The 24,741-nt window shown below is 65.1% G+C and carries 17 protein-coding genes, 1 other RNA gene and 1 pseudogene; 5 read left to right on the top strand and 14 right to left on the bottom strand.

Annotated features, from left to right (window positions below; translation table 11 throughout):
- Window positions 1-19: 19 nt before the first annotated feature.
- Window positions 20-511: a DUF4157 domain-containing protein gene (locus tag IB234_RS17165; RefSeq protein WP_192320130.1), complete on the bottom strand. Its 492-nt coding sequence runs from the start codon at window positions 509-511 to the stop codon at window positions 20-22.
- A 210-nt stretch (window positions 512-721) separates the two neighbouring features.
- Here IB234_RS17165 and IB234_RS17160 point away from each other — a divergent pair, with 210 nt between their 5' ends.
- Window positions 722-1,144, top strand: coding sequence for a hypothetical protein (locus IB234_RS17160; RefSeq protein ID WP_192320128.1), 423 nt, complete (start codon window positions 722-724; stop codon window positions 1,142-1,144).
- Between the two features lie 10 nt (window positions 1,145-1,154).
- On the opposite strand, the gene IB234_RS17155 is transcribed toward IB234_RS17160, so the two are convergent.
- The 7 genes from IB234_RS17155 to dnaX all read right to left on the bottom strand — a co-directional run bounded on the left by IB234_RS17155 (window position 1,155) and on the right by dnaX (window position 9,820).
- Window positions 1,155-2,318 (bottom strand): PepSY-associated TM helix domain-containing protein, encoded by a 1,164-nt coding sequence (locus tag IB234_RS17155; RefSeq protein ID WP_192320126.1) that lies wholly within the window; start codon window positions 2,316-2,318, stop codon window positions 1,155-1,157.
- Between the two features lie 68 nt (window positions 2,319-2,386).
- A complete protein-coding gene (locus IB234_RS17150; RefSeq protein WP_192320124.1) occupies window positions 2,387-4,870 on the bottom strand; it encodes a TonB-dependent siderophore receptor in 2,484 nt (827 codons plus the stop codon).
- 110 nt (window positions 4,871-4,980) lie between these two features.
- Window positions 4,981-5,934, bottom strand: a complete 954-nt coding sequence (locus IB234_RS17145) for a FecR domain-containing protein (RefSeq protein ID WP_318652034.1) — start codon at window positions 5,932-5,934, stop codon at window positions 4,981-4,983.
- Between the two features lie 3 nt (window positions 5,935-5,937).
- Entirely contained in the window at window positions 5,938-6,450 is a 513-nt protein-coding gene (locus IB234_RS17140) for a sigma-70 family RNA polymerase sigma factor (protein ID WP_192320121.1), read from the bottom strand.
- Window positions 6,451-6,569: 119 nt separating this feature from the next.
- A complete protein-coding gene (gene recR, locus IB234_RS17135) occupies window positions 6,570-7,169 on the bottom strand; it encodes a recombination mediator RecR (RefSeq protein ID WP_192320119.1) in 600 nt (199 codons plus the stop codon).
- 170 nt (window positions 7,170-7,339) lie between these two features.
- Window positions 7,340-7,666: a YbaB/EbfC family nucleoid-associated protein gene (locus tag IB234_RS17130; protein ID WP_074940389.1), complete on the bottom strand. Its 327-nt coding sequence runs from the start codon at window positions 7,664-7,666 to the stop codon at window positions 7,340-7,342.
- A gap of 24 nt (window positions 7,667-7,690) precedes the next feature.
- Entirely contained in the window at window positions 7,691-9,820 is a 2,130-nt protein-coding gene (gene dnaX, locus IB234_RS17125) for a DNA polymerase III subunit gamma/tau (protein WP_192320117.1), read from the bottom strand.
- A gap of 206 nt (window positions 9,821-10,026) precedes the next feature.
- Between dnaX and imuA the strand changes: the two genes are divergently transcribed.
- From imuA to IB234_RS17110, 3 genes are read left to right on the top strand one after another with little or no spacing between them, the layout of a single operon-like run.
- Window positions 10,027-10,632 (top strand): translesion DNA synthesis-associated protein ImuA, encoded by a 606-nt coding sequence (imuA, locus tag IB234_RS17120; RefSeq protein ID WP_192320114.1) that lies wholly within the window; start codon window positions 10,027-10,029, stop codon window positions 10,630-10,632.
- 7 nt (window positions 10,633-10,639) lie between these two features.
- Entirely contained in the window at window positions 10,640-12,046 is a 1,407-nt protein-coding gene (locus tag IB234_RS17115; RefSeq protein ID WP_192320112.1) for a Y-family DNA polymerase, read from the top strand.
- Entirely contained in the window at window positions 12,043-15,114 is a 3,072-nt protein-coding gene (locus IB234_RS17110; RefSeq protein ID WP_192320109.1) for an error-prone DNA polymerase, read from the top strand. The genes IB234_RS17115 and IB234_RS17110 overlap by 4 nt, the downstream gene beginning before the upstream one ends.
- Before the next feature lie 61 nt (window positions 15,115-15,175).
- Here IB234_RS17110 and ffs read toward each other — a convergent pair.
- The 3 genes and pseudogenes from ffs to IB234_RS24440 form a co-directional block, all read right to left on the bottom strand.
- An RNA gene (gene ffs, locus IB234_RS17105) (signal recognition particle sRNA small type) lies at window positions 15,176-15,272 on the bottom strand.
- A 94-nt stretch (window positions 15,273-15,366) separates the two neighbouring features.
- Complete coding sequence (locus IB234_RS24445; RefSeq protein WP_412547928.1) at window positions 15,367-16,146, bottom strand: methyl-accepting chemotaxis protein; 780 nt, start codon at window positions 16,144-16,146, stop codon at window positions 15,367-15,369.
- Between the two features lie 78 nt (window positions 16,147-16,224).
- Window positions 16,225-17,001 (bottom strand): annotated as a pseudogene (locus IB234_RS24440) (MCP four helix bundle domain-containing protein); the annotation flags it as partial.
- A 128-nt stretch (window positions 17,002-17,129) separates the two neighbouring features.
- Between IB234_RS24440 and IB234_RS17095 the strand changes: the two are divergent.
- The gene (locus IB234_RS17095; RefSeq protein ID WP_192320105.1) at window positions 17,130-17,408 is read left to right on the top strand and encodes an HU family DNA-binding protein; all 279 of its coding nucleotides are present in this window, start codon (window positions 17,130-17,132) and stop codon (window positions 17,406-17,408) included.
- Window positions 17,409-17,444: 36 nt separating this feature from the next.
- Here the strand turns inward: IB234_RS17095 and ligA are convergent, their stop codons facing one another.
- From ligA to smc, 3 genes are all read right to left on the bottom strand, one after another.
- On the bottom strand, window positions 17,445-19,820 hold the full coding sequence (gene ligA, locus IB234_RS17090; protein WP_192320103.1) for an NAD-dependent DNA ligase LigA: 2,376 nt from the start codon (window positions 19,818-19,820) through the stop codon (window positions 17,445-17,447).
- Between the two features lie 68 nt (window positions 19,821-19,888).
- On the bottom strand, window positions 19,889-20,695 hold the full coding sequence (gene zipA, locus IB234_RS17085; protein WP_192320101.1) for a cell division protein ZipA: 807 nt from the start codon (window positions 20,693-20,695) through the stop codon (window positions 19,889-19,891).
- Between the two features lie 174 nt (window positions 20,696-20,869).
- Window positions 20,870-24,358 (bottom strand): chromosome segregation protein SMC, encoded by a 3,489-nt coding sequence (gene smc / locus IB234_RS17080; RefSeq protein ID WP_192320099.1) that lies wholly within the window; start codon window positions 24,356-24,358, stop codon window positions 20,870-20,872.
- Between the last annotated feature and the right edge of the window lie 383 nt (window positions 24,359-24,741).

Raw genomic sequence — 24,741 nt, 5'->3', positions numbered from 1 at the left:
CGCTTGCTTGGTTTTCAAGTCATGGCTTAGGCGCGATCAGCGCCCGCATTACCTGGATCTGCATGTCGTAGGCCGGCTTCTCCACGGACTCGAAGTCACGGGTATAACGCTGAGCGAAGCCCGTGGAGCCCCATTCGCGATACTGCCTGGCATGCCAGAGCTCGTGAGCCCACAGCCCAACATCACGCTCAGCGGCTTCCTGGCTGCGGAACACTACGACATCGACCAGGGTGACGGCCTTGATATCCGGGTTCTGCAGCATGGCACTGGCTACATCCAGCTCGTCGAGTGCGCCGACGCGGAAACGAACCGTATCGAGCAGGTCACTGTCGTAGTAGGACGAGAGTCGCGCGCGGATCTCCAGCGGCATCAGCTGAGTACCGGCCATCAGGGCGGTATCGCGAGACTGCAGAATCCAGCGTTCGAGCGTCATCGAGGCGGTGCCGAGTACTTGCTCGCGAACTCGCTCGGCATCGGGTACGCAGATGCACGTGGTGAAGCATATTTCCATCTGCCCCACCGGGCAGGCGGCAGAAACAACGGCCGGCGCTCCCAGGACGAGGAGTGACGCGGCGAAGCGAGCGGACACAGAGATCACGAATTTTCCTGGGAGTGTTTCGGGGGGACGGTGGGGCGGCCATCTTGGCAGCGGATGGCCGTTGACGCTATGACCGGCGAGGGGAGCCGGAATATCCCGGACATGCTGCCAAGGGAGAGAAACATGCGTGCTATCTGGATCGCTCTGGTCGCCAGCCTCCTGGCCGGCTGCGTGACCCGACAGGACTATCAGCCCCAGGCCATTTCCGAACGCGAAGCCTATGCGGTGATCACCGAGGTGGCGACGCAGCAACCCGCCACTCGAGACTCCAACGCCACCTATCTCGACAGTCACTTCCTGGGCTTTCGCACCGAACAAGACGAGGCGGCCGGCACGCCGCAGGACATTCGCGAGCGTATCTACTTCAACTCGCTCGACACCATCGAGCTGCGCCGCAGTGGCCTTGGCTACCTGGTGCGATTGAATGGCCCGGACGGAGGGGCATTGCGTGCATTCCGTGTCGCCGACCGGCAGCAGGCCGAGCGCTTCGTCGATGCGCTGACCTACTACCACGACAACGCCCCAGCTTTCACTGGTCTCAAGTGACCACGGCAGCCTAGACCCTGCGCCCGGCAAACCGCCGGGCGCGCTGCTTGCGCCACCAGATGACCATACCGGTAACGCTAAGCACAGCGATGGCGAGCCCCAGCACGGCAATCAGCACCCGCCCGGGGAGGCCGAGGATGCGCCCGCCATGAATGGGCAGTTGCAGCTGGTAGAAGCGCTCGCCCAGGCTGCCAACACCGGGAATCTCGCGACCGATCACGCTGCCGTCCTGACCATGCACGAACACCCAGGCATTGCCGTCGTCGCTGGCGTGGTCACCGAAACCGGCACCGAAGAAGTTGTATTCGAAGCTGTAGTACAGCTCGGTGATCGGCGCGTGCAGGCCGAGGCGATCACCCTCCTCCCGCGCCTGCCGATAGGCCTGGCGATAGTCCAGCTTCAACTCGCCCAGCTCTTCCTTGGGTAACCGGCCTCGCTCCTCATAGGTGCTCAGCGGCACCTCGGAGAACAAGGACACCACCGGCTTGAACACCTCCGCCGGCAGGTTCATCGCCACACTGCTCACCGCCACCGGCGTCAGCAATAGCCACAGCCACAGGCCGCCAGCGCGGTGCACATCGTGGTTGAGGCGCTGGCGCTTGATCTTCCAGGCCTTGCCCCACTTGCGCCAGAACGGCCGGCCGCGCGGCAGGGTCAGCCACAGCGAGACCAGGCAATCGAGGGTCCAGAGAATGGCAACGATGCCCATCAGCCAGAGGCCCCAGCGGTCAGGCAGGCTGAGGTTGTAGTGGAACTCCAGAATAAAGGGAACGAAGTTCTCCCGTGAGAAGCAGCAGGCGCCCCACTCCCGCTCGCCCAGCACCTTGCCGCTCGCCGGGTCGAGATAGAACACTCGCGGCTCGATTGGATAGGGCTGGCCGCTGGCCGGATCGGTGCGCGGCACGGTGGCCAGCAGCGCCGAGTGGCCGGGCTCGTCCGGCTGCTCCAGATACCACACCAGGCGCTGCGGATACTCGGCCTCCAGCTGCTCGATCAGACTCGGCCCGTCCATGCGCGCCGTGGCAGCGTGATCGGTCTGGTAGAACTGTGGGTTGAGCCACTCGTCCAGCTCGTGATGGAAGGCCAGCACGCTGCCGGTGAGGCCGGCCAGGGCAAGGAATACCGCAGTGGCCAGGCCCAGGTAGCGGTGCAGCAGGACCAGAAGGTTGCGCATGATGTTTTTCCGTCTCGCAAACAGCAGAAGGCCGCCGCCCCTCACGAGGCGGCGGCCGCTTCAGCGCATCAGAACTTCTGGGTAACGGTCGCCACCACGGTGCGCTCCTCGCCCAGGTAACAGGCGGTTGCCGAGTAACAGGAGGCCACGTAGTACTCGTTGGTGAGGTTGTTGGCATTGATCCGTACCGAAGTGCCCTGCAGGCCGACATTGGCGAGGTCGTAGCTGACCGCGGCGTCGAACAGGGTGTAGGACGGCACCTGGAAGTCATTCAGGTCGCTGCCCTCGCTCTCACCCACGTAGCGGGCACCGGCGCCGATAGTCAGACCGGCCAGCAGACCCTCCTTGAAGCCGTAGTCGGCCCACAGGCTGGCCATCTGCTCGGGAGTCTGGTACGGCGTGTTGCCCTTGGCATCCACCACAGCGGTGTAGCTGGAGTCGGCGAAGATGAAGTACGACTTGCTGTACTCCACATCGTTGTAGGTGTAGCTGCCCATCAGCTGCAGGTTGTCGGTGACCTGCACGCGGGCCTCCAGCTCCACACCCTTCGAATCGATACCGCCGACACCCTTGTACTCGTAGCTGTCGGTGAAACTGTTCTCCTTGGCGAACAGGTTCTCCATCTCGATGGTGAAGAAGGAGATGGTGTACAGATCGTCGGTACCTGGCGGCTGGAACTTCAGGCCGGCTTCCCACTGCTCGCCGGTGGTGGGCTTGAGGATCTGCGCACCATCGGAGTAGTTGGAGGTCGGGTTGAACGAGGTGGAATAGCTCAGGTACGGCGACAGGCCATTGTCGAAGGCGTAGAGCACGCCGAGATGACCGCTGAGCTTGTCGCCGGTATTGGCGTCCTTGGTGCCCTGGCGATAGTCGTCGATGGATACGTCGTACCAGTCCTGGCGCAGGCCGGCACTGATGTTACAGCCCCCCAGCTCGATCAGATCCTGGATGTACAGACCCGCCTGCTTCTGACGGCGCAGCGCCTCGCTGACCGTCGCCAGGCCGGACAGGTCGTTGGCCGGATAACGCGGATCGAACACGTCCAGCGGGCTCACCGAGGTGTAGTCGCGATCGTAGCGAACCTTGTTCTTCGAGTACTGGTAGTCCAGGCCGGTGACGACCGTGTGCAGCGCCGCGCCGGTGGCGAATTCAGCCTGCAGCATGTTGTCGACAATCCAGGCGTGCAGCTTCTCCTCGCCACCGCTGAAGCCACGAACCAGCTCGTTGCTGGTATCACTCAGGTAGCCGTTGCCCCATACCTGGCTATTCTCGCTGCTGGCATCCAGATAACGCAGGTTCTGCCGCGCACTCCAGGTGTCGTTGAAGCGATGCTCCAGCTCGTAACCCAGCATCTGCTGGGTACGGGTGAACTCCTCGATACTCGGATCGCCCTCGAAGAAGCTGCCGGAGATGCGCTCGCCATTGCGCGTGTGCAGGGTGCCCGAGGCCGGCGCGCTGCCGTGATAGCCACCGTTCGGGTCGTGCTGCAGGTAGGCGTAGAGATTGAGCAGGGTGTCGTCGCTTAGGTTCAACGCCAGGCTAGGCATCAGGGCATAGCGGGTTTCTTCGACGTGATCGGCCTGCACATCGGAGTCCTTGGCCAGGCCGACCAGGCGGTAGGCAACGCCGTCGCTGAGCGGGCCGGTGACGTCGAAGGCGGTCTGCTTGTAGTCGTGGCTGCCGTAGGAAACATCGATGCGACCGGCCTGCTCGAACTCGGGACGTTTGGTGGTCAGCGCCGCCAGGCCGCCCGGGTTGCTGCGACCGTAGAGCACCGAGGACGGACCCTTGAGCACATCGATACGTTCGAGGAAGTACGGATCGATCTGCAGGCTGGTGAACGAGCCGGGGTCACCCATGGACTTCAAGCCGTCGATGATGATGTTGTCCACCGAGCCGTCGTTGATCCCACGCATGGCCAGGTAGTCGTAGCGATGGGTGTTGCCGTAGGGATTGGTGAGCACACCGGCGGTGTAGCGCGTGGCCTCGGCGACGGTGCGCGAGCCCTGCTCCTCGATCTGCGCAGCGGTGACCACGGATACGCTCTGCGAGGTCTTCACCAGTTCCTTGCTGGTCTTGGTCGCCACGCTGCTGTGGGTGGCGTTGTAGCCGTCCATGCTGCCCAGTGCGTTGCCCAGGGCGAAGCCGTCGATCATGGTGACCGGCAGCGCCATGCTGCCCACCTCGCCCGTGGCGATGAGCGAATAGCTACCGCTGGCAGCGCGTACCACCCTCAGGCCACTGCCCTGCAGCAGCTTGGCCAGCCCCTCGTCCACCGAATACTGACCCTGCAGGCCACGGGTCTGCTTGCCGGCGGTGAGCTGGCCGTCCACCGCGAGAAGAATCTGTGCCTCGCTGGCGAACTGGCTCAGACCGGTGGACAGCGGGCCGGCCGGGATGGTGTAGCTGCGCAGACTCTGTTCGGTTTCTGCGGCATGGGCCAGGCCCACCAGGGCCGGTTGCAGGGCAACCAGCGGCATGGCCAGCACGGCGGCGCGAATGGCTCGGCGCAGGATCTGCGGAGCCGGACGGTGGGTATGAATGGTACGCATGGAAGTCCCCTGAGTCTGCTGAAATGGCGGGGCGAAATCGCCCTTCTGCCCCTAGAGCCAGACGAGACGCGAAAAGGGGAACCGCAAATGAAAAATATTTTCGCCTGCACTCAAACCGCAGCAGCCTCACGCGGTTCGATGCTGATCCACCAGGGCAGGCGGCGCACCACGCGGACTGGCAGACTGGCTTCCAGGGCAGCGTAGATACGCTCCGGCTCCGCCAACGGGAAGGCGCCGACCAGGCGCAGGCTGGCCACCTGCGGATCGCAACCCAGGTGACCGTGCTGGTAGCGCGACAGCTCGGCGACGAATTCGCCCAGCGATATGTCGTCGGCCTGCAGGATACCCTGGGTCCAGGCCTGTTGGGCCTGGCGCAGTCGCTCGGGGCGATCGACCCACCGACTGTCGAAATAGGCCTGCTGCCCGGCTACCACCTCCTGCCGCCGAGCACCGAGGATATCCAGCGAACCGGAATAAGCCGACACCAAGAAGCCGCTGTCCCGCTGCCGTACGCCGAAGCGGCCACTCTGCACACGCACTCGCCCCTGCTCGGTCTCCAGCCACAACGGCCGGGAGTCGGCAGCCACCTCGACCAACACCTCGCCGCGGTACAACGCCAGGCGTCGCAGCGTCGGGGCAAAGTCCACATCCAGTGCGCTATCGGTGTTCAGCCACAGGCGGCTGCCATCGGCCAGCTGGCTACCGCGTACCTCGCCCACCGCCGTACGCTGATTGGCCTGCCACTGCTGCCAGGGTAGCGAGCGCCCACCCAGCGCCAGCGCGCTGCCACCGGCGATGACCGACAGCACCTTGAGCGCCTGACGCCGGTCGACGCCGCGCGCCTGCAGCGCCGAACGCGCGGCCTGGCGCTGCGGCAGGCGCTCGAACTGGCCACTGATCAGCTCAACCCGTTGCCAGGCCTGGCGATGCTGCGGCTGGGCATCCAGCCAATGCTGCCAGGCGAGGCGGTCCTGCTCGCTGACACGCTCGTCACGCAACCGGGCGAACCAGTCTGCGGCCTGCTGCAGTACGGCAAAGTCGATCTGCGCAATGGAACGGGTCACGGCTCAGTCCTGCGCCAGGGTCAGGCAATGCAGCATGGCCTGGGCCATGTACTTCTTCACCATGCGCTCGGACACGCCGAGCCTCAGGGCGATCTGCGCATAGGTCAGCCCATCGAGCTGGGCCATGAGGAAGGCGTCGCGCACCTTGCCGGGCAGGCGGCGCAGCATGGCGTCGACCTGCAGCAGGGTCGCCATGATCAGCTCGCGCTCCTCCGGTGAAGGCGCGTACTGCTCCGGCTGCAGAGCCAGGGACTCCAGGTAGGCACGTTCGATGGCCAGGCGCCGCCAGTGGTTGACCAGCAGCGAGTGGGCAATAGTCGACAGGTAGGCGCGCGGGTCACGCAACGGGCTGAGGTCGCGCTCCTTGCTCAGTAGGCGCAGAAAGGTGTCCTGGGCCAGATCGGCAGCGTTCTGCGCACAGCCCATGCGCTGGCGTAGCCAACCATGCAACCACCCGTGGTGGTCTTGGTAGAGCTGCTGTAGGGCTTGCTGCTGGGAGGTCGCACTGACCGCCATGGAAAACATCCACCATTGGGCGCCGGAAGAGCGCGAATGGTAATGCTTCTCAAGTTTGTATTGCCAGCACCGAGATGGATTTTTCCATCGGCGCGCTGTCCGGAGGTGACACCGACCAATCAGCCGTTGATCGGCCTGCGTCCAGCCAGGGCATGGGCCAAGGTGCCGCCATCCACCAGTTCCAGCTCGCCACCCAGCGGTACACCATGGGCGATGCGCGACAGGACGATACCCTTGCCGTTGAGCATCTGCGCGATGTAATGGGCAGTGGCCTCGCCCTCCACCGTCGGATTGGTGGCGAGGATCACTTCGCCGTACTGGCTGGTACCGATATGTGCCAGCAGTTCGGGAATGCCGATGGCCTCCGGCCCCAGGCCGTCCAGCGGGGAGAGATGGCCCTTGAGCACGAAGTAACGCCCGCGATAACCGGTCTGCTCCACCGCGAACACGTCCAGCGGCCCCTCCACCACGCACAGCAACGCATCGTCCCGTCGCGGGTCGCTGCACTGCGGACACAGCTCGTCTTCGCTCAGGGTGCGGCAACGCGTGCAGTGCCCTACTCCCTCCATCGCCGCCGCCAGCGCCTGCGACAGACGCATGCCACCACTGCGATCGCGCTCCAGCAGCTGCAGCGCCATGCGTTGCGCGGTCTTCTGCCCGACGCCGGGGAGAAGGCGCAGCGAATCGATCAGTTGGCGAATCAGCGGGCTGAAGCTCATGCAGGGCTACCGTGAAAAAGCGCTTGAACAGCCCACTCGGGGCAAGGGGTGATCAGGCGACGTGCAGGGCAAGGCGCGAGAAGGCGTGGGCACTGGAGTTTACTGCGCGTAAATGAGGATGCCCGCGCCTTCGAGCAACGCAGCCATGTGCGTTGACTGGACGCCCCGGTTTAGAAGGGCATTTTGAAGCCGGGGGGGAGCTGCATGCCAGCGGTCATGCCGGACATCTTGTCCTGGCTGTTCTGCTCGACCTTGCGCACGGCATCGTTCACCGCGGCGGCAATCAGGTCTTCCAGTACTTCCTTGTCCTCCTGCATCAGGCTGTCGTCCAGGGTGATGCGCTTGACGTCGTGGCGACCGGTCATCACCACGCTCACCAGGCCGGCGCCGGACTGGCCGGTGACTTCGGCGTTGGCCAGCTCTTCCTGCATCTTCTGCATCTTTTCCTGCATCTGCTGCGCCTGTTTCATCAGGCCTGCCATGCCGCCTTTCATCATGGTGATGTTCCTCTGCTATGCGACTCAGGGAGTCAGGGGTTCGATGGAGTCGGCGCGGATCGACGCGCCAAACTGTTGAATCATCTGCTGCACGATCGGATCGTCATGGATCGACTGCTCTGCCTGGCGCTGGCGCTCCGCACGCTTGCGCGAGGCGGCCTGGGCCGGGGTTTCCTGCTCGGGGCGAATCAGCTCGATACGCAGCTTCAGGTCGCGCCCCAGGTGCTGGTTCAGTGCCTCATTCAGGCGGCGCTGCTGGGTGGCATTGAACAGCGCGCTGTGCGCCGGGTCCAGGTGCAGCAGCCAGTCGTCGCCGTTGGCCTCGATCAGGGTGCAGTTGGCGCCGATGCTGCCGGTCATGCCGGACAGACCCAGGCGCGGGAACAGGTCCAGCCACTCGGCAGCCAGCCCGGTGGCCGGCTGCGAAGCCGGCAGCGGCTCGGGCTCCGCCGGAGCAGCGGCAGGCGCGTCGAAGTCGTAATCGAGACTGTCGGCATCAGGCTCGTAGTAGTCGTAGTCGCCAGGTGGCGGCTCCTCGTCATCGTCCGCCTCGGCACTGACGACCGGCGCACTCGCAGCTGCATCGACCACCTGCGCCGCCGACTCGCCCAGCGGCACTGCAACCGGTGTATCGGCTGGGCCTTCGACGATAGCGGCCTGAGGCGCGACCGGCGCCTGTACCGGTGCAACCGGCAGGCTCTCCTCGAGCGGAGCTGGCGCGCCAGTTTCCCAAGGCACATCGACGGCCGCGACAGGTTCGGCGAGCGCCACCGCCAACTCGGCCGGCGGAGGTGCGATCACCGGTGCAGGTGCAGGTACGGGCGCTGGGACAGCAGCCACTGGAGCCGGAGCCGGAGCCGGAGCCGGAGCCGGAGCCGGAGCCGGAGCCGCGACAGGCTCGGGGGCAGGCACAGGCTGCGCAACAACCGGAGCAACCGGAGCAACCGGAGCAACGATAGCGGCCGGCGCGGCAACGGGGGCTGCGCCGGCCACTGGGGTCTTGTCGGAATCAGCTGTGGCCTTGCTGATCCCCAGATTCTTTAGTGGCGACCTGGGCGCACCGTCGGCATCCGCTGGGCGGAACGCCAGCATGCGCAGCAGCACCATCTCGAAACCACCACGCGGGTCCGGCGCCAGCGGCAAATCGCGGCGGCCGATCAGGCCCATCTGGTAGTAGAACTGCACGTCTTCGGCCGGTAGCGCCTGGGCCAGCGCCAGCACCTTGTCGCGGTCGCCCTGGCCATTGTCCACGGCCTCCGGCAGCGCCTGGGCGATGGCCACGCGGTGCAGCACGTTGAGCATCTCGGCGAGCACGCCGCTCCAGTCCGGGCCCTGCTCGGCCAGATGGCGCACCGCTTCGAGCAGCGCACGGGCATCTCCTTCCAGCAGTGCATGCAGCACGCCGTAGACCTGACCGTGATCGAGGGTGCCGAGCATCGAACGCACGTCGGTCGCCAGGACCTTGCCCTCGCCGAAGGCAATGGCCTGGTCGGTGAGGCTCATGGCGTCGCGCATCGAGCCATCGGCGGCACGGCCGAGCAGCCACAGGGCGTCTTCCTCGAATGGAATGCTCTCGGCGGTCAGTACGTGGGTCAGGTGCTCGACCACCCGCTCCGGCGGCATGTTCTTCAGCGAGAACTGCAGGCAGCGCGAGAGGATGGTGACCGGCAGCTTCTGCGGGTCGGTGGTGGCGAGCAGGAACTTGACGTGGGGTGGCGGCTCTTCGAGGGTCTTGAGCAGCGCGTTGAACGAGTGCGTGGAGAGCATGTGCACTTCGTCGATCAGGTAGACCTTGTAGCGCCCGCGGCTCGGTGCGTACTGCACGTTCTCCAGCAGCTCGCGGGTGTCCTCGACCTTGGTGCGGCTCGCGGCGTCCACCTCGATCAGGTCGACGAAGCGGCCCTCGTCGATCTCCCGGCATACCGAGCAGGTGCCACAAGGCGTGGAGCTGATGCCGGTTTCGCAGTTCAGGCACTTGGCGATGATCCGCGCGATGGTGGTCTTGCCCACGCCGCGGGTACCGGTGAACAGGTAGGCATGGTGCAGACGCTGACTGTCCAGGGCGTTGATCAGAGCCTTGAGCACATGGGTCTGCCCGACCATCTCGCGGAAGCTGCGCGGGCGCCATTTGCGTGCAAGAACCTGATAACTCATGAAAAACCGTCGCAGCTGGGATAGCGGAAGTGGCTAATCCTAGCGGAGCACCGGGCAAATTGCATCCGCCATGCCACTCCAGGACTCTCGCCTTCGTCGGACGGAGCTTGCAGACACACGCGCCATCAAATACTGTTTTTATATACAGTATTATGGCTATTTTTAGTTATGCCCATCCCCTTCCTATACCCGGTTCGAGGCCGCCCATGAGCTCACTGGCCATCGATCTGGATCGTCTGCTCGATGATCGCCGCATCTGGAAAGGACGGCCTCATGGGCAACCCATCACCCAGCAGCCCAGCGGCCATGCGGAACTGGACGCGGCCCTGCCCAGTGGCGGCTGGCCGGAAGCAGCACTCAGCGAAATCCTCCTGCCGCTGCCCGGCCTGGGGGAGCTGACCCTGCTGTGGCCAACCCTGGTTCGGCTCAGCCAAGCAGGTGAACGCTTAATGCTCATCGCGCCCCCCTTCCTACCCTACGCTCCCGCCTGGCAGGCGGCTGGCATCGACCTGCAACGCCTGGAGATCGTACGCGCCAGCGAGGACGATGCCCTCTGGGCTGCCGAGCAATGCCTGCGTTCCGGCACCTGCGGCGCCGTACTGTGCTGGCCACGCCAGGCCAGTGATCGGGCACTGCGCCGCCTGCAGGTGGCCGCAGAGGCCGGCCAGACCCTGGGGTTCGCCTATCGCCCAGCCAGCGCCGCTGCCAACTCCTCGCCCGCCGCCCTGCGTCTGCTGCTGGAGGGACCTGCACGGGTGCGGGTGCTCAAGTGCCGCGGCGGCGTGGCTCCCACTCGCGCCATTGCGCTCTGAGCTTCAGATGCGCTGGGTCTGCATTCTTCTGCCACAGTTGGCGCTGGACCATGCACTGCGCCAGCGCGACGATCCGCTGGCACCCCTGGCCCTGCTCTCCGGCCCGGCCAATCGCCGTGTGCTGCAGACACTCAATCCCGCTGCTCGCGATCTCGGCCTGCGTCCTGGCATGACGCTGAGTGCCGCACAGCTGCTGAGCAGAGACTTCATCACAGCCGATTACGACCTGGCCGCCGTGGAGCGCTGCCAGCAGTTCCTCGCCGCCTGGGCCTATCGTTTCAGCTCCCAGGTCAGCCTGCGCTACCCGCGCGCGCTCTTGTTGGAAGTGCACACCAGCCTGGCCCTGCTCGGTCCCTGGTCCCGCCTGGAGCAACGTCTGCGCATGGAGCTGAATACCCTGGGCTATCGCCATCGCATCGTTCTGGCCCCCAACCCGGCCGCCGCCCGCGCCTTGGCCAATGCTAGCGACGGCTTGGCGATCGATGACCGGGAACTACCACAGGCCATCGCCCGCCTGCAGGTCAATCGCGCGAGCCTGCCAGATGAGATGTCCACGGCCTTGATACGCATGGGCCTGCGCCAGATAGGCCAGGTCCTGCAGGTACCGCGCGAAAGCCTGGCCAGGCGCTTTCCACCACGGTTACTGGAACAACTGGACCAATTGCTCGGCCATCGCCCTCTGGGGCTGGAGTTCTACCTGCCTCCCGACGAGTTCATTACCCGAATCGAGCTGAACTTCGAGGTGAAATCACACCAGGCCCTGCTCTTCCCACTCCGGCGCATGCTGGGTGACCTGGCAGCCTATCTGGCAGGTCGCGACGGTGGCGTGCAACGCTTCAGCCTGTTTCTGGAACACCGCAGCGGCATGGCGACCGAACTCAAGGTCGGCCTGCTTTCTGCTGAGCGAGACGTAAACCTGCTCTTCGAACTGACCCGAGCACGCCTCGAACAACTGCAATTGCCCGCTCCGGTATTGGCTCTGACCCTGACGGCCCGAGACCTGCCGGGCTTCGTCCCCGAATGCCACGAACTGTTCGATCCCCGCCCGCAGCAGAACCAGAGCTGGGAACAGTTGCGCGAACGCCTGCGTGCACGCCTCGGCGATGGGGCACTGCATGGCATCAATGCCCATGCCGACCCGCGCCCCGAGATGGCCTGGCGTCCCCTACCCGGCAGAGCCCCGCCCCTCACGGGCCTGCCACGCCCGGGCTGGCTGCTGCCTGAGCCGCAGCCGTTGCGCGAACCGCTGGCACGCATACTCGCCGGCCCGGAGCGCATCGAGTCTGGCTGGTGGGACGGGGGAGATCTGCGCCGCGACTATTTCCTGGTGGAGACGCGTAACGGCCAGCGGGCCTGGGTGTTCCGGCACACCGCCAAGGATGAACCCTTCCAGTTGCACGGGTGGTTCGCATGAGCGGCTATGCCGAGCTGCATTGTCTGTCCAATTTCAGCTTCCAGCGCGGTGCATCCAGCGCCCTGGAGTTGTTCGAGCGCGCCAAGCGCCTGGGCTATCACGCTCTGGCGATCACCGATGAATGCAGCCTGGCCGGCATCGTCCGCGCCTGGCAGGCGGCCAAGGCCAGCAGTCTGGCACTGATCGTCGGTAGCGAGGTACGCCTCGAGGCCGGCCCCAAGCTGGTCCTGCTGGCCAGCAACCTCGCCGGCTATCAGAGGCTCAGCCAGCTGATCACCCACGCCCGCCGCCGCGCAGGAAAGGGCCGCTACCGCCTGCTGCACGAGGATCTGCTGGACCCGCTCGACGGCCTGATGGCCATCTGGCTGCCCGATGGCCCGCACGACGACGGCAGCTGGCTCAGTGAGCGTTTCGCACATCGCCTGTGGCTGGGCGTGGAGCTACACCGCGGCCCGGATGATGCCGCCCGGCTGGCCGGCCTGCTGGCGCTGGCCGAGCGAACCGGCACTCCCGCGGTGGCCTGCGGTGACGTGCACATGCACGCCCGTGGCCGTCGCGCCCTGCAGGACTGCATGACAGCCATCCGCCACCACCTGCCGGTGGCCGAGGCCGGGCAGCATCTGTTCACCAATGGCGAACGCCACCTGCGCCGCCTGGACGAGCTGCAGGAGTTGTATCCACCAGCTCTACTGGAGGAGAGCCTGCGCATCGCCGAGCAATGCGATTTCAACCTAGACCAGCTGAAGTACGAGTATCCCCACGAGGTCGTTCCGCCCGGCCAGACGGCTACCACCTGGCTGCGCCATCTGGTCGAGGAAGGATCCCGCAAGCGCTGGCCGGACGGCGTGGCGCAGAAGGTCCGTGACCAGCTGGAAAAGGAGCTGACGCTGATCGCCGAACTGAAGTACGAGAGCTATTTCCTCACCGTGCAAGACATCGTCGCCTTCGCCCGTAGCCAGCACATCCTCTGCCAGGGCCGCGGCTCGGCGGCCAACTCGGCGGTGTGTTTCACCCTCGGCATCACCGAGCTCGACCCGACACATACCAACCTGCTGTTCGAGCGTTTTCTCTCCCGCGAACGCAACGAGCCGCCAGATATCGATGTCGACTTCGAGCACGAGCGCCGCGAAGAAGTCATCCAGTACGTATTCCGCCGATATGGCCGCGATCGCGCAGCACTCACCGCGGTGGTCAACAGCTACCACGCCGCCGGCGCCATCCGCGAAGTGGCCAAGACCCTCGGCCTGCCTGCCGAACAACAGGGTGCCCTGGCCGACTGCTGCGGGCGCTGGACCGACCGCCTGCCCCCGGACGAGCGTCTGGCCGAGGCCGGCTTCGACCCGCAGAGTCCGCAGCTGCGCCGCATCCTGGCGCTGACCGGGCAACTGGTCGGCTTTCCCCGGCATCTATCGCAGCACCCCGGCGGCTTCGTCATCTCCGATCGCCCTTTGAGCGAACTGGTGCCGGTGGAGAACACCGCCATGGCCGAGCGCACGGTCATCCAGTGGGACAAGGACGACCTGGACGAGGTCGGCCTGCTCAAGGTCGATGTGCTGGCGCTGGGTATGCTCAGCGCCCTGCGCCGCTGCTTCGACCTGATCTCGCGCTACCGCGGCACGCAACCCTGGACCCTGGCGAGCTTGCCAACCAACGACGGCCCCACCTACGACATGATCGGCCGCGCCGACACCATCGGCGTGTTCCAGATCGAGTCGCGGGCACAGATGGCCATGCTGCCGCGCCTGAAGCCACGGAGTTATTACGACCTGGTGATTGAGGTGGCCATCGTTCGCCCGGGGCCGATCCAGGGCGACATGGTCCATCCCTACCTGCGTCGCCGAAATGGCGAAGAGGAGGTCAGCTACCCCAGCGAAGCACTCAAACCCGTATTCGAACGCACTCTGGGCATCCCCCTGTTCCAGGAGCAGGTGATGGAGCTGGCGGTGGTCGCCGCCGGCTATACCCCCGGCGAGGCGGATGACCTGCGCCGCTGCATGGCCGCCTGGAAGCGCCGTGGCGGCCTGGAACCACATCGGCAGAAGCTCACCCAGGGCATGCTGGAGCGCGGCTATACCGCCGAGTTCGCCGCGCGCATCTTCGAGCAGATCAAGGGCTTCGGCGACTACGGTTTCCCCGAATCCCACGCCGCCAGCTTCGCCCTGCTCACCTACGCCAGCAGCTGGCTGAAGTGCCACGAGCCGGCGGCCTTCGTCTGCGCCCTGATCAACAGCTGGCCGATGGGCTTCTACAGCCCCGACCAGCTGCTGCAGGACGCCCGTCGCCATGGCGTCGAGATACGAGCGTTGGATGTGCGGCACAGCACCTGGGACTGCAGCCTGGAGTCGACCACTGGCGAGCAGCCAGCCATCCGTCTGGGCCTGCGCCTGATACGCGGACTGCGCGAGGTGGATGTACAGCGCCTGGAGGACACGCGCCGGGAACGCCCCTTCACCGATGCTGCCAATCTCTGCCTGCGTGCCCAGCTGGACTCGCGCTGCCGCGCACTGCTCGCCGATGCCGGTGCACTGCACGGTCTGGCGGGCAACCGCCACCAGGCGCGCTGGGCAGTAGCTGGCGTGGAACAACAGGCGCCGCTGTTCGCCACGCTACCAGTGAGTGTCGATGCAGAGATCGAGCTACCGGTGCCAAGCGTGGGTGAAGACGTGCTCTGCGACTACGCCACCAGCGGCACCACCCTCGGCCCGCACCCCCTGAGCCTGCTGCGCGAGACGCTGCGGGCCCGGCGCTGCCGCAGCTCCGCGGACTTGCTATTGGTAACCAACGGCCGACTGGTGAAGATCGCCGGGGTGGTCACCGGCCGCCAGCGCCCGCAGACCGCCAGCGGCATCACCTTCGTCACCCTCGAGGATGAACACGGCATGGTCAACGTGGTGGTCCGCCACGAGCTGGCAGAGCGCCAGCGCCGGGTACTGGTCGGAACCAAGCTGATGCAGGTGGACGGTCATCTGGAAGAAAAGAGTGGCGTGCGCCACGTGATCGCCGGACGCCTGCACGACCTAACCCCCCTGCTCGACGGACTGGACGTGCGCAGCCGGGATTTCCGCTAGGCACAACGAAGCGCGGCAAGAGGCCGTTGAGGAAATGATTCGAGGGAGAGACTGGAGGCGGCCCCACCAGCCACACCCCGGCACACGATGTTCCCGCTGTGGCTGCTTCCTTCCGGACCTGACCAGGTTAACGGGTAATCGTTGCGGGGGGACCGATGGGACCACCATAACGAAGCCCGTCAGGAGACGGGCCGCGCCATTGTACTGGCTGAACGCAAAGTTACAAGCACTTCAAGTACTTAGCCCAGCGGCTCAGACCCTGAAGCGCCCGACCAGCTGCGCCAGCCCGTGGGATAGCTCGGACAACCGGGCGCTGGCCTGGGTACTCTGCTCGGACGTCTGCGCCGCTTCATTGGAGAGATCGCGGATATCGCTGATGTTGCGGGCGATCTCCTCGGTCACACTGCTCTGCTCCTCGCAGGCGGTGGCGATCTGCGCGGCCATGTCGTTGATTCGCGCCACCGAATCACCTGTCGCCGACAGCGCACCATCGACACCGGCCGCACGCTCCACGCTGTCGCGAGCCTTGGCGCTACCGGAATGCATGGCCTTGACCGCATTCTGCACGCCAGACTGCAGGCGCTCGATCATCTCCTGGATGTCCTTGGTCGAATCCTGGGTACGTGCCGCCAGAGCGCGTACCTCGTCGGCCACCACAGCGAAGCCGCGGCCCTGCTCTCCAGCCCGTGCAGCCTCGATGGCCGCGTTGAGCGCCAGAAGATTGGTCTGCTCGGCAATACCCTTGATCACCGCCAGCACGGCACCGATGTTGGCTGTCTCCTGCTCTAGGGTCTGGATCGTATCGGACGCGCTCTCGACCTCATGGGCCAGTTGGCGGATGGCATGGATGGTAGCCCCCACCACCTCCGCACCCTCGCGAGACTGCACCTCGGCACTGCGCGCAGCATCGGCGGCGTTCTGCGCATTGCGCGCCACCTCATGCACCGCGGCGCTCATCTCGGTAGCGGCGGTACTGACCTGATCGACCGCCGCGTGCTCACTGCTGATCAGCCGGTCGTTGGCGGCCGCCATGCCGGCCAGGGTCTGCGCCGAGTCGGCGACTTCGCCGGTTACCCTGCCGACCTCGCGGATCAGCGGCTGTAACTTGTCGAGGAAGCGGTTGAAAGCATCGCTGAGCTTGCCCAGCTCATCGCGCGACTGCACCTCCAGGCGCACTCGAAGGTCGCCATCGCCCTCGGCAATCTGCTCGATACGGTTGAGCAGATTGTGCAGCGGACGCGTGACCAGGGCAGGAAACCCCAGAACCAGCACGACACAGAGCAGCAGGCCGATGACGATTACCATACCCTGCTGCCAACTGCGTCTGTCGCCCAACTCGATAGCGGCTGCGCCCTCGGAATTGGCTGCGCCATCCTCCAGCTCACCGAGCTGGTCGATAGGGGCGCGCATCGCCTCGAAGTGTGCCTCGCTGTCCCCATAGCTCAGTATCGAAGCCGCAGTCGGATCACTGGACGAAAGCTCGACCACCCGGCCGGATGTCGCCTTCCACTGCGCGAAACCTCGGTCGAAATCGGCAACCAACCTGGTGGCCTCCGGTCCTGGCTGCATATCTGCATACTTGTGCACCCGGTCGTAGGCCTGCTGCAGGTTCTCCGCATGGGACGCCTTGAGTGCATCGGCATATTGCCCTGCCGCCTCATCGAGCAGACTGCGCTCGGCAACGAAGGCCTGATACAGGTCCCGGTCGGCATTGAGCAGCAGACTGATGGCGGGCAGATAGCGATTGGTCAGACGGGTACTGGAGTCGGCCACCTGACCGATGCCCTGCATGCCGAGTCCGCCCATCACGAGCAGCAACAGGGCGAGCAGGAGAATCGGCAGGGCAATTTTCCAGCGAAAACCGAGGTCGGCAAACAGACGCAGCATGATCGGCTCCGAGACAGGCAGTGATGTTATGCCTCCAGCATAGCCGCCCTCATTCTTCACCGCTTTGTGGTAGCGTGCCCGCCGTAAAGCCCGCCCAAGGGCCTTCCCCACCCTGCATGGAGTGCCTCATGGCCATTACCAAAGATCAGTTGATATCCGACCTCGCCGAATCCACCGACCTGCAGAAGACGGATGTACGAGCGCTCCTGGAGCAGTTGGGCGACATCGTGGCCGACGCTTTGGAAAATGACGGCGAGATCAGCCTTCCCGGTATCGGCAAACTCAAGGTGACCGAGCGCCCGGCCCGTACCGGCCGCAATCCGGCCACCGGCAAGCCGATCCAGATCGCCGCCAAGAAGGCTATAAAACTGGTACCAGCCAAGGCTCTGGTCGACGGCCTGAACTGAAAGACATAGGGGCCGCCTCGGCCCCAACCCCAGAGGTCAGGGAGCCATCCCGTGCTCCACGAGCAAGGCGATGAATGCCTCTTCATCCATCACACGAACCCCAAGCTCGGTGGCCTTGACCAGCTTGGAGCCCGCCCCCGGACCCGCCACCACGCAGGCAGTCTTGGCCGACACCGAACCGGCCACCTTGGCGCCCAGGCTCTCCAGTTTTTCCTTGCCAGCATCGCGGCTCAGCGCCTCTAGCGTGCCGGTCAACACCCAGGTCTGCCCGGCCAGCGGCAGGCCTTCGACCACTTTCTTCTCGCTCTGCCAGTGCATGCCGAAGTCACGCAATTGCGCCTCGATCCGTGTGGCACGCTCGGCGTTGCCCGGTACGTCAAAGAAGTCGCGCAGGGACTTGGCGGCCTTCTCGTTGAGACGCTCCACCTGGCGCAGATCCAGCCAGTCGGCCTTGATCACGCCCTCCAGAGAGCCGAATTTCGCCGCCAACTTCTCCGCACCGGTGGCGGCGATGAAGGGGATGTTGAGCTTGTCGATGAATCCCGGCAGCGTGGCGCAGGCAGAGAACTCGGGGCTGAGATCGCCTTCCTCCTGCAGCTCGACACCCCGCGCCAACAGGTCATCAATGACCTTGAGGTTGTGCGCGTCGCCGAAGAAATTGTGGATCTCGAACGCCACCTCCAGGCCCACATCCGGTAGATAGGTCAACACCTCTGGCAGCGCTTGGCGGATGCGAGCCAGCGAGCCAAGGGCACGGGCCAGCAGCTTGGCGGTTTCCTCGCCCACATCCGGGATGCCCAGGGCATAGATAAAGCGCGCCAGCGTCGGCTTGGCACTGGCCTTGATCGCCGCCAGCAGGTTGCGGGTCGACAGGTCGGCGAAGCCCTCCAGCACCACCACCTGCTCGTAGGTCAGGGTAAACAGGTCGGCCGGCGAGGCCACCAGGCCGGTGTCCACCAGTTGCTCGACGATCTTGTCGCCCAGGCCCTCGATATCCAGCGCACGGCGCGAGGCGAAGTGAATGATCGCCTGCTTGAGCTGGGCACCGCAGGCCAGGCGACCGACGCAGCGGTAGACCGAGCCTTCGCTGGTGGTTTCCTTGCCTTTGGCGCGCTTGACCAGCTGGGTACGCTCGACCGCGGAGCCACACACCGGGCACTGCTCCGGCACATGCACCGGGCGAGCATCGGCGGGACGACGCTCGGTGACCACCTGCATCACCTGTGGAATCACGTCGCCAGCGCGGCGAATGATCACCGTGTCGCCGATCATCAGGCCCAGGCGAGCGACCTCGTCCATATTGTGCAACGTGGCATTGGCCACAATGACGCCGGCCACCTTGACCGGCTTGAGGCGCGCCACCGGAGTGACGGCGCCGGTGCGGCCGACCTGGAACTCCACATCCAGCAGCTCGGTGAGTTCTTCCTGGGCAGGGAACTTGTGGGCCAGCGCCCAATGCGGGGTGCGCGCGCGGAAGCCCAGCTGCTGCTGGTCCTCGATGTTGTTGACCTTGAACACCACGCCGTCGATGTCATAGGCCAGGTCCATACGCCGCTCGCCGATGTCACGGTAATAATCCAGGCAGGCCTCCACGCCCTTGGCCAGTTTCAGCTCGCGACTAATCGGGACACCCCAGGCCTTGAGTTGCTGCAGCATGCCGACCTGGGTGGCCGGCAGTTCACCGCTGACCTGGCCAACGCCGTAGCAGCAGAACTCCAGCGGACGGCTGGCGGTGATGCGTGGGTCCAGCTGGCGCAGGCTGCCGGCCGCGGCGTTGCGTGGGTTGGCGAAAGTCTTGCCGCCGCTCTCGGCCTGACGCGCATTGAGCTCGTCGAAGCCGGCCTTGGGCATGTAGACCTCGCCACGCACTTCCAGTACCGCCGGCCAGCCCGAGCCCTGCAGCTTGAGCGGCACGTTGCGAATGGTGCGCACGTTGGCGCTGATGTCTTCGCCCGTGCTGCCATCGCCACGGGTGGCACCGCGCACAAGCTGGCCGTCGCGGTACAGCAGGCTGACCGCCAGGCCATCGAGCTTGGGCTCGCAGCTGTATTCCACCTCGGCACCGCCGCCGAACAGGTCTCCGGTATGGGCTCCGCCCGAAATGCCGAGGCCGCTCTGCACACTGCGGTCGAAGGCCCGCAGATCCTCTTCCTCGAAGGCGTTGCCCAGGCTGAGCATGGGTACTTCGTGGCGCACCTCGCCGAAGGCGCTCAGCGCCTCGCCGCCCACGCGCTGGGTCGGCGATTCCGGCGTCACCAGTTCGGGATGCTCCGCCTCCAACGCCTGCAGTTCGCGGAACAGGCGGTCGTACTCGGCGTCCGGCACACTCGGCTCGTCCAGCACGTAGTAGCGGTAGTTGTGCTCATCCAGCTCGGCACGGAGCTCGGTAATGCGTTGGGCGGCGTCGGTCATGGTGCGTGTGTCCTTGAAAACGCCAAGAGCAGCCTAGGCTGCTCTTGGGATTGCATGCGGTGGAGCGATCAGCGTTTGCCGGCGAGCTGCCTCTTGCGCTCGAACTCGACGATGCGCTGGCGGTAGTGCTCGATGGTCTGTGCGGTCATCACACTGCGCTGGTCGTCCTTCAGCTCGCCGTTCAACTCATGAGCCAGCTTCCGGGCGGCGGCGATCATCACGTCGAACGCCTGCTTCGGATGGCGCGGGCCCGGCAGTCCGAGGAAGAAGCTCACCGCCGGGGTGTAGAACAGCTCGAAATCGTCCAGGTCGAAGGTACCCGGCTTGACGCCATTGGCCATGGAGAACAGCACCTCGCCGTTGCCGGCCATGCTCTCGTGGCGATGGAAGATGTCCATCTCGCCGAAGCGAAGGCCACTCTCCAGAATATTCTGCAGAAGTGCCGGGCCTTTGAAGCCTTCGGCGTCGCGCGAGATCACATTGATCACCAGCACCTCTTCTACCGGCTGCTGATCGAGCGGCCTGGCAGAGGGCTTGTCGTCTTCTTCGACTGGAGTCAGAAGGGTCGGCACCGGCTCGTCTGCATCGAGATTGAGGTCGCCCTGATGAGGCTCCAGGTTGCGTCGGCGATTGATATCGCTGGCGCTCATGGAGGGCATGTCTTCTTCGTTGAATTCGGGTTCGCGCTTGCGATCGATGACTCGTGCAGGGCCAAGCAGATCGGGATCAGTGCCATCGTCAGGCAGATTGCTGAAGCTGTGGTCCAGCTTGAATTTCAGCTTGCCACTGCCGCCCCGCATCCTTCGCCAGCCATCAAATAGGATACCGACGATGACGATGACTCCCACGACGATCAGCCAATAGCGCAGCTCCATGTAACTCCCAAGCCCCTGAACGATGAAAAAACATAATGAAAATAAGGGCTTCCTGCCCTTTTGGAACGCGAACAACTGTATGTTTCTACAGGATTTTTCGCGTGTAACAAAAGTGTGTGTAAGCTAGCACGACGAATGGTAAATGTGCACCGCTGCAAGGCATTTCCTGAAGTTTCACGCCTCGACCAGGTTCATCGCCTCTTCAACATCCACCGCCACCAGGCGCGAGCAACCCGGCTCGTGCATGGTCACCCCCATCAGCTGATCGGCCATCTCCATGGCGATCTTGTTGTGGGTGATGTAGATGAACTGCACCGTCTCCGACATCTCCTTGACCAACCGCGCGTAGCGACCGACGTTGGCGTCGTCGAGCGGTGCGTCCACTTCATCGAGCATGCAGAACGGCGCCGGGTTCAACTTGAAGATGGCGAACACCAGCGCCAGGGCGGTCAGCGCCTTCTCTCCACCGGACAGCAGGTGGATGGTGCTGTTCTTCTTGCCCGGCGGGCGCGCCATGATCGCCACGCCGGTATCCAGCAAGTCTTCGCCGGTCAGCTCCAGGTAGGCGTGACCTCCGCCGAACACCTTGGGGAACAGCGCCTGCAGGCCGGCGTTGATCTGGTCAAAGGTGTCTTTGAAGCGATTGCGGGTTTCCTTGTCGATCTTGCGGATGACGTTTTCCAGGGTATCCAGCGCCTCCACCAGGTCAGCGTTCTGCGCGTCCAGGTAGCGCTTGCGCTCGGACTGCTGCTGGTATTCGTCGATGGCCGCCAGGTTGATCGCGCCGAGACGGCCGATACGCGCCGCCAGCTGCTCCAGTTGCTGTTCCCAGGCAGCCTCACTGGCTTCGCTCGGCAGAGTGGCGAGCACGCCGTGCAGGTCGTAGCCCTCTTCCAGCAACTGGTCCTGCAGGGCCTTGCGCCGCACGTTCAGGCCTTGCCAGTCCATGCGCTGCTGTTCCAGCTGGCCACGCAGCAGTTGCGCCTGCTGCTCGGCCTGGCTGCGGCGCTTCTCGGCGTCGCGTAGCTCGCGGTCAGCATCTTCCAGGGCCAGGCGGGCGAGCTTGAGCTCGTCCTCCACGCCCATGCGCTTGTCCAGCAGCTCCTCGAGTTTCATGCGCAGCTCTTCCAGCGGCGCGGCGCCCTCCTCCAGATTGAGGTTGAGCTGCTCGCGACGCTCGATGGCGCGCTCGAATTGCAGTTCCAGGCGCTCCAGGGCCTGGCGCGTTGACTCGTGCTGGGCCTTGATCGAACCCAGGCGTACAGCCAGCTGATGGGCGTGATCCTTGTGCTGGCGCGCTTCCTGGCGCACCCGGTCGAGGCGCTCGCGCAGCTGGTCACGGCTAGCCAGCAGCTGCTCGCGCTGCTCGGTGTCGACAGCCATGGCGTCCAGCGCGTCCTGCAGCACCAGGCGTGACTCGCCCAGGCTTTCCTGCTCCAGCTCGCGCTGCTCGGCAGCCTCGCCCTGCTCTTCCTCCAGACGGCGACGGCGCAGGGCCAACTGCTCGGCCTTGGCCTGGCCGGCAGACAGCCTGGCCTTCAGCTCGCCCTGGCGGCGCGCCTCGTCCTGTACCAAGCGGCGCTGCTGCTCGCGGCTCTCTTCCTGCTGGCGCTGACCGGCCTGCAGCTGCTGCAGGCGCTCGTCCAGATCGGCCAGGGACGCTTCGCGCTCGTCACGCTCGGCCTGTAGCCGCTCCAGCTCCTGGCCGCGCGCCAGCACGCCGCTCTCAGCCTCGCTGGCACGCCGCACACGCAGGAACTGTCGGCCGACCCAATAGCCATCGCGACTGATCAGCGACTCGCCATCGCCCAGCTGTAGGCGCTGGGCCAGAGCCTGATCCAGGCTCTCCACCGGGCGCACCTTGCCCAGCCAGGGCGCCAGGTCGATATTCGCCTCGACCTTGTCCAGCAGGCTGCCGGTGATGCGCGCGCCACCGGCCTGCGGATTGATCAAACGCAGCTCGCCCTGATCGAAGCCGTTCAGGTTCAAGCCATTGAAATCGTCCAGCAGCACGGCCTGCAGATCGGCGCCCAGCACCGTCTCCACGGCCAGCTCCCAGCCGCTCTCCACGCGCAGACCTTCGGCCAGGCGCGGGCGGCTACTCAGCTGCTGCTCACGCAGCCATTCAGCGGCGCCTTTGCCGGGGTTCAGCGCAGCCTGCTGCAGCGCCTCCAGCGAAGCGATACGGCCGTTCAGTCGCTGCAGTTCGCCCTGGGCCTGCTGCTGGGCCTGGGTAGCCTGCTGCAGCTCGCCACGCAGCTGCTCGAGACGCTCGGCCTGGCCTTCTTCGGCAGCATGCAGTTCGTCCAGCTGCATCTCGCTGGCGGCCAGTTGCTCGGCCAGCTCGAGGATCGCGGCATCTTCCGGATCGGCGGCCAGTTGGGCCAACTCGTCATTCAGGCGGCGCTGGCGCTCGACCAAACGCTCCAGGCTCTGTTCCAGCTGGGCGATACGCGCCTGCTGCACTTCGGCCTGGCGGCGCGGCTCGGCGCTGCGCTGGTTGAAGCTCTCCCACTGTTCCTGCCAGCCGTGCATGGCGCCTTCGGCCTCTTCCAGGGCCGCGGCGGACTCTTCGGCGGCGGCGCTGGTGAGTTCCTGCTCCGGCTCGAGCATGGCCAGCTCTTCGCCCAGGGAGGCCAGCAGGGTGCGGTCATGGCCCAGGTGCGATTCGGTTTCCAGGCGCGCGCGCTCGGCCTCGTTGAGGTCGTCCTGCAGCTGGCGCAGGCGCTGCTGGCCATGCTGGATGCTCTGCTCGACCCGGGCGATATCGCCGCCCACCGAATAGAAGCGCGCCTGCACCTGGTTGAAGCGCTCGGACAGCTCGTGGTGCCCGTCGCGCAGGCGCTCGATGCTGGCGTCGGCGCTGCGCTGCTCGGCCACCAGGGCCTCGTAGGCCACTTCCTGGTCGCCGATCACCTGCTCGCGGCTGCCTACCTGCAGATTCAAGGCCTGCCACTTCAAGGCCGACAGCTGGGCCTTGAGCTGGCGCTCCTCGGCCTTGTATTCCTGGTACTTCTCGGCGGCCTGGGCCTGCCGATGCAGACGTTCAAGCTGGCGCTCCAACTCTTCACGCAAGTCGGTCAGGCGTGCCAGGTTTTCCTGGGTGCGGCGAATGCGGCTCTCGGTCTCGCGGCGGCGCTCCTTGTACTTGGAGATGCCGGCGGCTTCCTCGATAAAGTTGCGCAGGTCTTCCGGCTTGGCCTCGATCAGCTTGGAGATCATGCCCTGCTCAATGATCGAGTAGCTGCGCGGACCCAGGCCGGTGCCGAGGAAGATGTCGGTGATGTCGCGCCGGCGGCATTTCACGCCGTTGAGGAAATAGGTGTTCTGCGAGTCGCGGGTCACCCGGCGGCGGATGGAAATCTCGGCGAAGGCGGCGTACTCGCCGGCCAGGCTGCCGTCCGAGTTATCGAAGATCAGCTCGATGGAGGCCTGGGTCACCGGTTTGCGCGTATTGGAGCCGTTGAAGATGACGTCAGTCATCGACTCGCCGCGCAGGTTCTTCGCCGAACTCTCGCCCATCACCCAGCGCACGGCGTCGATAATGTTGGACTTACCACAGCCGTTGGGCCCCACCACCGCCGCCATATTGCTGGGGAAGCTCACAGTGGTCGGATCGACAAAGGACTTGAAGCCCGCCAGCTTGATGCACTTAAGCCGCATATCAGGTTGTTCCTCAACCTCTAGTTCAAGCCGCAAATGCAGCGGGCCCTTCGAGGCAGGCATCATAGCGATGCGAGTCTGAATTGCCTAGAAATGGAGAACTGGGAGTGCGAGGAGCGCCCGCTGCTCCATTCACCCATGAAAAAGCCACCGCAGATGGTGGCCTTTATGCGCGCTACGTGGGATGGACCCGCTCTACTCCGCCAGCTGTCTCAGGACTTCCCTAGGCATACGTCGCTTCTGATTTTCTCGCACCCAAAAGCCAAACCCCCACCCGATTGCTCGGATGGGGGTTTGGGGATAGGAGCTTGACGATGACCTACTCTCACATGGGGAAACCCCACACTACCATCGGCGATGCGTCGTTTCACTACTGAGTTCGG

Origin of the sequence: Pseudomonas sp. PDM16 (genome assembly GCF_014851865.1) — a bacterium.
In the GTDB taxonomy this organism is placed as follows: Bacteria; Pseudomonadota; Gammaproteobacteria; order Pseudomonadales; family Pseudomonadaceae; genus Aquipseudomonas.
Note: the sequence above shows the minus strand (reverse complement) of the source record. Positions and strands in the feature narration are given on the sequence as shown.